The organism is Pyxidicoccus fallax (genome assembly GCF_012933655.1).
In the GTDB taxonomy this organism is placed as follows: Bacteria; Myxococcota; Myxococcia; order Myxococcales; family Myxococcaceae; genus Myxococcus; species Myxococcus fallax.
The window spans coordinates 55002-66641 of record NZ_JABBJJ010000024.1 but is presented as its reverse complement, the minus strand read 5'-3'; the positions used below and the strand labels follow the sequence as shown (position 1 = coordinate 66641).

General features: G+C 71.5%; 9 protein-coding genes. 4 read left to right on the top strand and 5 right to left on the bottom strand.

The genetic code is table 11. The features are described from left to right. Window positions 1–1260: 1260 nt before the first annotated feature. Entirely contained in the window at window positions 1261–2259 is a 999-nt protein-coding gene (locus tag HG543_RS07735; RefSeq protein ID WP_343073298.1) for a hypothetical protein, read from the top strand. 7 nt (window positions 2260–2266) lie between these two features. Next, complete coding sequence (locus tag HG543_RS07730; RefSeq protein WP_169344042.1) at window positions 2267–3073, top strand: hypothetical protein; 807 nt, start codon at window positions 2267–2269, stop codon at window positions 3071–3073. Between the two features lie 16 nt (window positions 3074–3089). Here HG543_RS07730 and HG543_RS07725 read toward each other — a convergent pair whose 3' ends face one another. After that, window positions 3090–3323, bottom strand: coding sequence for a twin-arginine translocase TatA/TatE family subunit (locus HG543_RS07725; protein WP_169344041.1), 234 nt, complete (start codon window positions 3321–3323; stop codon window positions 3090–3092). Between the two features lie 115 nt (window positions 3324–3438). On the opposite strand from HG543_RS07725, the gene HG543_RS07720 reads away from it, so the two are divergent. Beyond that, window positions 3439–4164 (top strand): glycerophosphodiester phosphodiesterase, encoded by a 726-nt coding sequence (locus tag HG543_RS07720; RefSeq protein ID WP_169344040.1) that lies wholly within the window; start codon window positions 3439–3441, stop codon window positions 4162–4164. Between the two features lie 4 nt (window positions 4165–4168). Here the strand turns inward: HG543_RS07720 and HG543_RS07715 are convergent, their stop codons facing one another. From HG543_RS07715 to HG543_RS07705, 3 genes are all read right to left on the bottom strand, one after another. Continuing rightward, window positions 4169–5083, bottom strand: a complete 915-nt coding sequence (locus tag HG543_RS07715; RefSeq protein ID WP_169344039.1) for a hypothetical protein — start codon at window positions 5081–5083, stop codon at window positions 4169–4171. Window positions 5084–5259: 176 nt separating this feature from the next. Next, complete coding sequence (locus HG543_RS07710; RefSeq protein WP_169344038.1) at window positions 5260–8505, bottom strand: MXAN_5808 family serine peptidase; 3246 nt, start codon at window positions 8503–8505, stop codon at window positions 5260–5262. A gap of 215 nt (window positions 8506–8720) precedes the next feature. After that, window positions 8721–9536 (bottom strand): EI24 domain-containing protein, encoded by an 816-nt coding sequence (locus tag HG543_RS07705; RefSeq protein WP_169344037.1) that lies wholly within the window; start codon window positions 9534–9536, stop codon window positions 8721–8723. A gap of 59 nt (window positions 9537–9595) precedes the next feature. Between HG543_RS07705 and HG543_RS07700 the strand changes: the two genes are divergently transcribed. Next, window positions 9596–10933 carry a glutamate--cysteine ligase gene (locus HG543_RS07700; protein WP_169344036.1) on the top strand — a complete coding sequence of 446 codons (1338 nt, stop codon included), beginning with the start codon at window positions 9596–9598 and terminating at the stop codon, window positions 10931–10933. A 12-nt stretch (window positions 10934–10945) separates the two neighbouring features. Here the strand turns inward: HG543_RS07700 and HG543_RS07695 are convergent, their stop codons facing one another. Continuing rightward, window positions 10946–11560, bottom strand: a complete 615-nt coding sequence (locus HG543_RS07695; protein WP_169344035.1) for an outer membrane beta-barrel protein — start codon at window positions 11558–11560, stop codon at window positions 10946–10948. Window positions 11561–11640 lie beyond the last annotated feature (80 nt).

Genomic DNA, 11640 nt, shown 5'->3' with positions numbered 1-11640 from the left:
GTGCCGCTGCCGGGGGCGGTGGCGCCTCGTGGTGCACCGCCGGCTCCAGGCGCCGTTGCTTCACCGGGACAGGCGCCCCGGGGCGCGCCCGTGCCGGCGCCGGTGACCATGTTCAGCCCGACGAAGGGCGCGACTCCGGCGGCCCGACCGGCTCCGCCTCCTGCCCCGCCGGGCATGGCCGTTCCCGCTGGGGGCGTACCCCTTCCGGCGCCCAAGGCGGCTGCCCCTGCCCAGGCTCCCGCGGCTCCTGCCGCCCAGCCTCGTCGGAGCCCGGCCCCCGCGGCTCCTGCTCCGTTCGCCCTGGAAGGGGCGGATCCGTTCGCGGACCTCCTGGGTGGCCCCGGGCCCGCCGGGGCGGCCGTGCCGGCGAGTGCCTTCGATGATTTGCCCGCGCCCAGGGCGCCCACGGCGGCCGACGCGCTTCGTCGCGCCGCGGCACCTCCGCCCGTTGCCGCGCCCACCGGGGCGGTGGCGCTGGGTCCGGTGCGTCCCGCTCCCGCCGGAGGACTGCCTCCCGCGCCGACGGCCTCGTTCCAAGATGCCGACCCGTTCGGAGGCATCGACTTCGGCGACGTGGCCGTGGCCCCCAAGGCTCCGGCGGCCTCCGCGCTCTCCCTGCCCGAAGGGGAAGATCCGTTCGGGGCCATCGACATCGACATGGCGGCGGCTCCCAGGGCTCCGGCACCTCCGTCGTTCCCGGTGACCCCTCCGTTTGGCACGCCCTCGGGAGAGGACCCGTTCGCGTCCATCGACATCGATGACGTGGCCAGCATCTCCAGGGGCCCCGCCGCCGCGCCCTCGGCAGTGGCCGGCACCTCGAGGGGGCCCGCCGCTGCGTCCACCGGCACGGGGGGCACCGCCCCCCAGGGAGCGGCCACGAGGCCCCCCGGGATGGTTGCCGCCAGCCGGGCCCCGGCCGCCGTGCCTTCGGGAGCGGGTGTTCCCGCCCGGGCTCCGGTCGCATCGCCCGGTGGCGTGGCTGGTGCCTCCCAGGCGCCGTTCGCTTCGCCCGGCGGCGCCGCGAGTGTCGCTCAGGCTCCGGTTGCTTCGCCCACCGGTGCGGCTGGTGCCTCCCAGGCCCCAGGGGCCGTGCCCATGGGAATGGGTGTTCCCGCTCGGGCTCCGGTGTCGGCACCCGTGGGGGCAGCGGGTGCCTTCCAGCCCCCGGCCGCGGTCCCCACGGGAGCGGGTGTTCCCGCCAGGGCTCCGGTGTCGGCACCCATGGGAGCGGCGGCTCCTTCCAGGGCTCCGGTGGCCCCCGTGGAGATCGACCCGTTCGGGACCATCGACATCGACGACATTGGCGGGCCGGACCTCCCGCCGGCCGGTGCGCCCCAGGCCGCTCCCGCCCACGACCCGTTCGACCTCTCGTCGGGTCCGGACCCGCTCGGCGAGCCCGCCGGCATGCAGCCGACCGACACCGGCCGTGCCGCGCTGCTCGGAACGACGCCCGCCCCCGTGGACGGACTGGATGATGCCTTCGCTCCCGCGCCCTCGGGGAACGCCCTGCTGACGGACGTGCCCCCAGCGGACGAGGCCCAGGAGTTCATCGTCACCCTCGGCAAGGTCGGAGCGCCCGCCGGTAACGTCACCCGCGAGGTGGTGGACGTTGGCTCCGTGGCGGACGTGCCCGCCGTCTCCGTGGCGCGCCCCACCGCGCGCCCCGAGGACGTGGGCATCCCCCAGAGCCGCCCGCCCAGCCGCGCCCTCAAGGTGACGGCGCTCGTCGCCAACCTCGTCGTCGCCGCCGTGCTGCTCGTGGCCCTGGGCGCCGTGGGCCGCGTCTACCTGCGCGAAGGCCGGGTGGACTTCTCGGTGCTGTCCCCCGAGCACCTGCGCACGCTCGTCTTCCCCTCGGCCCGGCCGCTCGTCGCCGTGGACGTGTCCAACGCCCTCTACGAGACGCGCGAGGGGCGGTCGCTCTTCATCATCCGCGGCGAGGCGGAGAACCGCACCGACTCGGCCACCCGCGTGCGCGTGCGTGCCGCGCTGTACGACGGCAGCCAGCGGGTGCGCTCCGCGGAGGCGCTCGCGGGCGCGCTGCCCACGCCCGAGGACCTGTACGCCGTGGGCAACTCGGAGTCGGCCGCGGCGCTGAGCCAGCGTCTGGACGCGGCGGCCACCCCGGTGGCTCCGGGCGGGAAGGTGCCCTTCCTCGTCATGTTCCACGAGTACCCGGCGGACCTCGGCAGCTTCCGGCTGGAGGTGACGCTGGAGCCGGTGTCCTCCGCCCAGGCGGAGGCCGGCCGCACGGAGTGAGTCAGCCATGCCCACCCTGGAGGATGCCCGCACCGTCGCCCGCTTCCTGCACGCCCTCAGCGGCGGCGCCGAGGTGCGCCGCAAGGCCGCCGCGCGCGAGCTGGCCCGGAGGGACCCGCTCGATACCAACGAGCTGATTGGCTACCTCATCTCCCTCGCTCGCGAGGGCTGGGGCCCCGCCTCCTGCGTGCTGTCCGACTTCATGGCCGCGCTGGAGCAGGAGGCCGCGTCCATTCCCCACGTGGAGGCGCTGCGGCGGCTCGCGCACGTGCAGTCGCTCGACGTCGTGGCGGACCTGTTCGTCGAGGGCCCCGCCCAGAAGGAGATGGACGCGGACGCCGCCGCCCGCGCGGACGCCAACGCCTTCTCGCAGCCGCTCGGGCATCTGAAGCAGCAGGCCCGCCTCACGAGAGACCCGGACACCCTGTCCCGCCTGGCCACCGTCAGCGACCCGTCCGTGCTGCGCAACGTGCTCATCAACCCGCGGCTCACCGAGGACCTCGTGGTCCGCATCGCCGCGCGCCGGCCGGCCCGCCCCGAGCCCCTCGTCGAAATCTGGAAGTCACCGCGCTGGTCCGTGCGCCATGGCGTGCGCCGCGCGCTCGTCTTCAATCCGTACCTGCCGCCGGAGATTGGCGCGAAAATCGTCCCGCTCCTCAACACCGCGGACCTGCGCGAGGTGGCGGCCAGCAGAAGCCTGCACCCGGCGCTGAGGGAGCAGGCGACCCGGCTGCTCTCCGAGACGCACGAGGCCCGTCAGCTCGCCAGCCAGGTGGCGGCGGCCAGGCGCCTCGGGCCTCACGGTCCGGACTGAAGGGGAGGGAAGGGGGCTAGCGGCGGCGCGGCGGCTCGGGGTCCGAGACTTCCGCGTCCGTGGTGCCCCGGCGCGAGTGCGTCAGCGACCGCGCGTTCGCGTCCACCAGGTCCTCACCCTTCGAGGCCTTCTTGAACGAGTAGACGAACTTGCCCACGGCGTTGCCGAGCTGACCCATGCGGGCGGCCGAGAAGACCACCAGCAGGATGAAGCCGAGGACGATGCATTCTCCGAGGCCGAGGCCCAGCATGGTGCGGGCACAGTGCAGCAAAGGACGGGGGGAGGCAAGCCGCGCGTCCACCGGTGGACGCGCCCGGCCGCACCGTTGCTGCACGGTGGACGCAACCGGCGCACACTGGGGGCCCATGCTCCTGCTTGCTCACCGCGGTGCCAGCGCCGATGCCCCCGAGAACACCCTGGACGCCTTCGTCGAGGCCGCCCGACAGGGGGCCGATGGCGTGGAACTGGACGCCATGGTGTGCGGCTCCGGCGAGGTGGTGGTCTGCCACGACGAGAAGCTGGACCGGCTCGCGCGAAAGCCCTGGGAGGTGCGCGTCACGCCCTGGTGGAAGCTCCAGCGCGCCGATGTGGGCTCGCCGCTCGGCTTCGCCCCCGCCCGCATCCCCCGCCTGGAGGAGGTGCTGGAGGCGCTGCCCGCGCACTTCCTCATCAACATCGAGCTCAAGTGCGACCGCTTCGACGACGGCGGCCTCGCGGAGAAGGTGGCGGACCTGGTGCGCCGGCGCGGGCTGTCCGAGCGCGTGGTGGTCTCCAGCTTCAACCCGCTGTGCCTCTTCCGCCTCGCGGCGGCGGCACCCGAGCTGCGCCGGGGCTTCCTCATCGACCCGGACAAGCCCTGGGGCGTGCAGGCCTACGGGGTGAGCCCGCTGGTGTCCTCGCACTCGGTGCACCCGTTCCACGAGGCGTGCACCCCGGAGCGGGTGACCGCGTGGCGCGCCGCCGGCCTGCGCGTGGCGGCCTGGACGGTGGACGACCCCGGGCGCGCCCAGGCCCTGGAGGCCATGGGCATCAGCTACCTCATCACCAACCGGCCCGGCGCCGTGCGCCAGGCCCTGCGCGCCGCCGCTTGAGGCCCTAGAAGTCGAGGCCGAGGGTGGTGTTGAAGGCGAACACCGCCGGCAGGCCGCGGCTCTCCGTGGCGTCCGCGTTGTCCTGCACGGGCACGTCCACGCTGCCGGTGCGCGTAAGCGACAGCTCCGCGCCCAATTGCAGCACGCCGCCGATGAACCGCACGCCGCCGTACAGGCGCTGGTTCATGTTGTCGCCGAAGGACACCTTCCGGTACGCCGCCGTGTTCTCCAGCGCCGCGCGGGAGTCGTTCCCCGTCGACTCCTCGAAGGAGCGGTTGGGGTTGAAGTCGAGCCGGCTGGAGGTGGCGCCCACGAAGCCCAGGTCCAGGCCGCCGTAGGGCGTCAGCGTCACCATGCCGCCGAGCGGGAACTGCTTGCCCACGCCGAAGTCCAGGCCCCACACCGAGAGGTTCAAGTCCCTTGCGCCGAAGAGCTTCGTCACGTGCGCGCGCACGCCGATGTCCGGCAGCCAGGTGAAGCCCTCGTTGACGGCCCACTTCAGCTCGCCCGTGCCCACGACCATGCTGCTGCGCTCGATGTAGCCCACGCGTCCGCCCAGCTCCAACGAGAAGGGCAGGCCCTTGCGCACGTGGAAGGAGGGGATGAGCACCGTGGACGGCTGCTGCGTGGCCTCCGTGGGGATGAACACGCTGTCCGGCAGCGAGACGACCGACAGCTCCGCGTTGACGGCCCAGGCCGAGTGGCCCGTCGTCTCCGGCGGCATCAGGTTCACCGAGGTGATGGCCGCGCCCATGACGCGGGCGAAGGCCTGGAAGTCCTCGTTGCCGGCGACGTTCCGCGATTCGCTCGGGTCGACCGGGTGGCCGATCCGCCAGATCTGCAGGTCGTTGTTGTCCGCGTACGCGGCCGCTCCTGTCGCCCATGCCGCGAGGGCCAGCCACCGACTGAACGTCCGCATTCGAGTCACCGCCTCCGGGGGCGCACACACGACCGGCCGGGGGGCGCCCAACGCGTCGGACGCTAACGCCTGGGTGCGAGGAGCGTCAACAAAACGGGCGGCCCCTCCGGCGGTCTCCATCAGGAAGGTCCGCTGGAAAGGCCGCCCGGAGGCGGCGCCAGGTTGGCGCGAGGGCCTTAGTGCTGCTGCGGCTTCACCGGCGTGGCGGTGGCGCCGGGCGCGGCGACCTTCTGGGCCACCTCCGCCGGGCGGCGGCGGATGACCAGGGTGCGGCGGCTGGCGAAGTCGGTGTCCTCGCGGGCCACCACCAGCACGTTGTTGTTGCCCTCCTTGAGCGTGAACTCGGTGGAGAACTTCAGCGTGTTGGGCTCACCGCTCTTGGGGTCCACGCCCTTGAAGTAGACCTTCTGGTCGTTCACCAGCACGTAGACGTCCAGCAGGCCGTTGGGGTCGTTGACGACGCCGGACAGGGTGAACTTCTCCCCGTTGGCCACGAGGCCGCCGGCGGCCGGGTCCACATCCAGGCGGATGTCGGGCGGACGGTGCTGCGTGGTCCACGCCACCTTGGGCTGCGCGGCACGGCCGCCCGTCTTCTGCTCGCGGGCGTCCTGGGTGCGCACGAAGGCGAAGCGGTCCTTCTCCAGCTCCACGCGGTAGTAGCCCTTGGTCACCGCCTCCATGGGCAGCACCGCGGCCGCGCCGAGCTTCGCCACCGGACGGGCGTCCGCCAGCGGGGCGCCGAACAGCTCCGCCTTGTCGTTCACCCGGACGAAGCCCTTCTTCGGCTCCACCGCGGCGGCCGCGGCGTCACGCACCGGCAGCTCCAGCTTCTCCATGACGAACTCCTCCAGGGGCTCGTCGATGATGGCCAGCTTCAGCGGGAAGGTCTCGCCCTTGAAGCCCTTCTTCACCTCCAGCTGGAAGCGCGCCGTCTTCGTCTCGCCGGGCTTCAGCTCGCCCAGCTTGAAGCGGCCCTTCTCGATGAAGATGTTGGCGTCCCCGCCATTCTTGATCTGCGTGAAGGAGTCGAGCGCCGGGCCCGTGCCCGCGTTCGTCACGTCCAGCAGGACGGAGACGGCCTCGCCGCGCTGCACGACACCGTCGCCGTTGCAGGTGGTGCAGTCGTCGATGACCTGCCAGTTGAAGGCGAAGGCCGGACGCGGCAGCTCCACGAAGTTCAGCTCGGCCACGCGCGTCTCGGGCAGCGCGCCCTGGTCGTCGAAGAAGCGCACCGTCACGTCGTCGCGGCGGCTGGTGAGGTCCTTGGGCAGGCGCACCTTCACCTTCCAGGACTTCTTCTCACCCGGGTTCAGCGCGCCGAAGAGGAACTCGCGGCGGTCCAGGAAGGCGTTGTCGCTCTCCGTCCAGGCGCGCACGCGCTTGAGGGGCTCGGTGCCCTTGTTCTCGGCGGTGACGACCATCTCCAGCACCTCGCCCGCGGCAATCTTCGCGTCCGCGGACGGCGTCAGCGTGGCGGCCAGCTGCACGTTCTTCGGGGTGGGGCCGGCGCTCCAGTCCACACCCAGCGCGGCGATGGCGGAGCTGATGCGGCCCTCCTCCTCGCGGCGCTTCTGGTCCACGAAGGCCTTGCCCTGCTGCAGCTGCTGCTTGCGGGTGGTGGCTGGCGCGCGCAGCACGTAGTCACGGGCGAACTGGACCTCGAAGTCCTCCTTGATTTCGTCCTGGGACTCGGCGTCGAGCTGGTCGTCCAGGTCCTCGCCCTGGCCGGCCACGTCCACGTCCAGCATGGGGTCCTTCTTGCCGTGCGGCTTCTTCTCCTGCGAGGGCTTCTCCGCGGCGGCCGTCTTCTTGGAGTCCTCCTCCTTGGCGGCGGCGGCCTGGGCCTGCTTCTCGTCGACCTTCAGGTACTTGAGGCTCTCCAGCGGCTTCTCGCGGTCCAGCACGTCCTCGCGCTTCTTGGCGACGGTGGAGGAGTCCGGGTTGCCGAAGTGCTGGTCCAGGTCCGCCTCGCCCATGGAGCGGCGGGGAGCGAACACGTCCACGCGCTCGTCGGTGACGCGGGTGGGCACCAGCTGGATGTCCGGGACGATGCCGACCTCCTGGATGGAGACGTCACCGGGCGTGAGGTACTTGGCGATGGTCAGCTTCAGCGCGCTGTCGTCCGGGAAGTCGTACAGCACCTGCACGCTGCCCTTGCCGAACGTCTGGCGGCCGATGATGACGGCGCGGTCGAGGTTCTTCAGCGCGCCGGCCACGATTTCGGACGCGGAGGCGCTGCCGGCGTTGACCAGCACCGCGATGGGGTAGGAGTCCTCGCCGTCCGTGGGACGCGCGCGCTTCTCCTCGCGCAGCTTGTCGGACAGGCCCACCGTCGCGACGATGGTGCCGCTGGAGAGGAAGGTGTCGGACACCTGGATGGCCTGCTCCAGCAGGCCGCCCGGGTTGCCGCGCATGTCCAGCACCAGGCCCTTGAAGCCGCCCTTGGCCGCGGCCTGCTTGCGCAGGTCGGACAGCGCCGACTCGAGGTCGCGCGTGGTGTTGCCCTGGAAGTTCTTCAGGCGCACGTAGCCGACGTTGCCGGCGAGCATCTTGTGCTGGACGCTCTCGATGGAGATCATCGCGCGGGCCAGCGTCATGTTGCGGGCCTTGTCCCAGCCGTCGCGCTCCACGGTAATCGTGATGCGGCTGTCCACCGCGCCACGCAGCTTGGACACGGCCTCGTTGAGGTCCATGTTGACGGTGGACTCCTCGCCAATCTTCTTGATGCGGTCGTCCTTCTGGATGCCGGCGCGGTGCGCGGGCGTCTTGGGCAGCACCTTGACGACGGTGAGGTTGCCCTCGCGCATCTGGATGACGAAGCCGAGGCCGCCGAACTCACCCTTGGTGGACAGCTTCATCTCCCGGTACAGCTCCGGGCGCAGCAGCACCGAGTGCGGGTCCAGGGTGGAGAGCATGCCGTTGACCGCGGCGTACTCGATGTCGCGCGTGTCCTCGATGGGACGCATGTTCTTCGACAGGAAGTCGAAGACGTCCTTCAGGGCGAAGGACATCTTCCACAGCGAGTCGACATGGCCGATGTCGAACTCGCGCTGCTTGCCGTTGACGTTGACGTTGAGCTTGCCCGTCTCGGCGTTGCCGTCGACGAGGACGTCGGGGACGCTCTTCTCCACGTACTCCAGCGCGGAGATCATCATCTCCTTGGGCTTCACGCGCTTGGGGTCGACGTAGTTCTCCTTCACGTAGAGGATGACCTTCGTCAGGACACGGAGGCTGTTGAGGTCGTGCTGGGCCTTCTCACCCTTGTTGGCGGCGGGCAGGCTGCCGTCCCAGGAGCCCTGCCCGGCCTCGGCTGCACCCAGGGTGAGCGGGATGGGAGCCCGGTCACTGCCCACCAGGGCCCAGGCGCCGAGGAGCACGGCAACGGCGGTGATGCGGCGGAAGAAACGCGGCATGTGATTCATCCAAGCTGGAGCACTGGTCGGGCGCCCCGGTTGATGCGAGAAATGCCCTGAAATTCCGTACCTTTGTGACGCGAGAAACGAGCGCTGGGAGCGGCCGGGCAAGCCTAATCACGCCCGCCGGGTGCTTCAAGGCATCGGCTTGCTGCTGAGGATGCAGAACGTCCCTGGCGGGCATTGCGTTCCCGCCACCCCGGGAGGACAGCGGGGACGGGCGTTTATTTCACGGCACCCGGCCCCGCCGACGGAGGGGGAGGCAGGAGCCCGGCGTCCCGCAGGCCGCGGAACAGGAGGGTGCCGGCGACGATGGCCAGGGGCAGGAAGAAGGTGTTGAGGATGGGAACCCAGAGGAGGACGTAGACGCCCGCGCCCAGCCCGAGGCACAGGGCCCGCCGCTCGCGGAGCATCCGGCGCACCTCGGCGAAGGGGTAGAGGTGGCGGGTCATGGGGGCGGCCAGGAACTCCCCCGCCATCCACGTCATGGTCCACAGGCTGCCGAGCACCGTCCACAGCACGCTGCCCACCACGGGTATCAGGTGGAGGGGCAGGAGGACGGCCAGGCCCACGAGGAGGAAGAAGAGGCGGGCCAGGGTGTGGGCCACGCCGGTGACGATGCCGCGCACGAAGCTCGCGAGGGTGAAGGGCGGGCCGTCGTCGCCGCCGACCACGGCCTCCGTCGTCTCGGACAGCGGGTCCTGCAGGGGGGCGAGCAGCAGGGGGGGCACCACGTTGGCGCCCACCACCCAGACGACGAGGGAGGACAGGACGAGCACCGTCGTCCAGGCGGCGCGGCCGTACCAGGACTCGGGGCGGGCCCAGAAGGACTCGAGCACGCCGGGGGCGTGGCGCCACAGGAGCCAGATGAGCCCCGCCAGGGCCACGGCGGTGATGACGGCGCACAGGGCGGACAGGGCAAACAGGCGCTTGGAGCGGAACACCAGGGAGAGGGCGCGTCCGAGCAGACCCATGCCTTGGAAGAAATCCGACAGGTGGGCCCGGGGGCCGATGACGGGGACGGCGGAATGTGGGCTCATGAAGGGGTCGTGCGCAAAACAGGGCAGGTCCGGCGGCTCACGTTATATAGGGCGCGCCCATGTCCCTCGACCTCAAGCGCGCGGCCTCAGAGCCCATCACCTCCGTCGACATGCTGGTGGCCGGTTTCCGGACCGCAGAAAAGCCCCGGGGAGAGCACCGGCTCGGCTTGGAGCATGAGAAGTTCCTCTACCCGGTGGGGTCCGCCAAACCCCTGCCCTATGAGGGGGAGTCGGGGGTGGGCGCGCTGCTGGGACGGCTGGCGCCCGGGGGCTACACAGCCTTCCGCGAGACGCCCGAGTCGCCCGTCATCGCGCTGCAGCGCGGGGAGGCCACCATCTCCCTGGAGCCGGGCGGGCAATTGGAGCTGTCCGGCAGCCCCTTCCGCACGGCGCGCGAGGCGCATGCGGAGAACCTGGGGCACCTGCAGGAGGTGAAGGCGGCGGCGGGCTCGCTGGGGCTGAGCGTCGTCTTCCTGGGCTACCGGCCCACGTCCACGACGGCGGAGATGCCGTGGATGCCGAAGACGCGCTACCTGGTGATGCGCCGCACGCTGCCGGAGCGCGGCCGGCTGGCGCTGAACATGATGCTGATGACGGCCACCGGGCAGGTGTCGCTCGACTGGGCGGACGAGGCGGACTGTGTCCGCAAGACGGTGGTGGTGGCGCGGCTGGCGCCGCTGATGAACGCGCTGTACGCCAACAGCCCGCTGGTGGAGGGCAAGCCGTCCGGCTACCTGTCCTTTCGCAACCGCGTCTGGGACGAGGTGGACCCCACGCGCTGTGGCTACCTGCCGGCGTTCTTCGACGGCTCGTTCTCCTACCGCGCCTATGTGGACTGGGCGATGGACGCGCCGCTGCTCTTCCTGCGCCGCAACGGGCAGTACCTGCACCCGAAGCTCACCTTCCGGCAGCTCCTGAAGGAGGGCTTCGAGGGCCAGCCGCCGGACCTGGCGGACTGGACGGACCACCTGTCCACGCTCTTCCCGGAGGTGCGGCTGAAGAAGGTGGTGGAGGTGCGCGGCGCGGACTGCGTGAATCCGGCGATGACGGGCGCGCTGGCGGCGCTGTGGCGCGGCATCCTCTATGACGCCACCGCGCTGGACGAGGCCGAGCGCCTGCTGCCGAAGCTGAGCTACGCCGAGCACCTGGCCTTCCACGACACCGCGCGCCGCGAGGGGCTGGAGGGGCGCCTGGGCTCCCGCGAGCTGCACCGGCTGGCGGCGGAGATGGTGGCCATCTCCCGGCGCGGCCTGGAGCGGCTGGACGCGCTGGACGCGCCGCTCCTGGACCCGCTGGCGGAGGTGGCGGCGTCGGGCCGCTCACCCGCGAGGGCGGTGCTCGAGGCGTGGGCGCAGGACCCGCGCCCCGAGTCGGTGCTGGCTCGCTTCGCCCTGTGAGAGGGCGGGCGGCTAGAAGCGCCCGCCGACGGTGATGCCGGCGTTGAAGAGGCTGCCCTTCTCCTCGGTGCCATCCACGTCGCGGACGAGGTCCTCGCTCCCCAGGACGCTGTAGGTGGCGCGTGCGCCGGCGACGATGTTGCCGAAGCGGTAGTCCACGCCGGCCGCCAGCGGGAACTCCACCTGGAGGTCGTTGTCGTAGACGCTCTCGGCGTCGCTGGAGGGGTTGAGGTAGCTCAAGCCCGCGCCCGCGCCCACGAAGGGCCGCCACTTCTGGTCGAGCAGCGGCCCCACCTTGCCGAGCATGCCCACGTTGTGGCGCCAGATGCCCTCGCCGCTCTCCACGCGGTCGTCATCGATGGCCAGGCGCTGGCCCTCGTAGCCGGCCTCGATGCCGATGAGCGGCCACAGCTGCGCGGTGGCGTCGATGCCGAGCAGCGGGCCCACGTTGGTGTTCTCCGCCAGGTCGCCCGTGAAGCCGCCCACGCCCAGGCTCACGTCCAAGCCCACCGGGGGATTGGGGTTGATGTCCAGCTTCCGGCTCACGTCCTGGGCCTCGATTGCGTAGACAGGCGCCGCCAGGCTCATGGCCACGGCGGCGACTCCTCCCACCATCGAATGTCGCATCGCATACCTCTCCGAAAATAGCGGTCAGCGGAAAGGTGGGCATCCGGTGCCACGGCCACAGAGGGCGGCCACCGGGACGG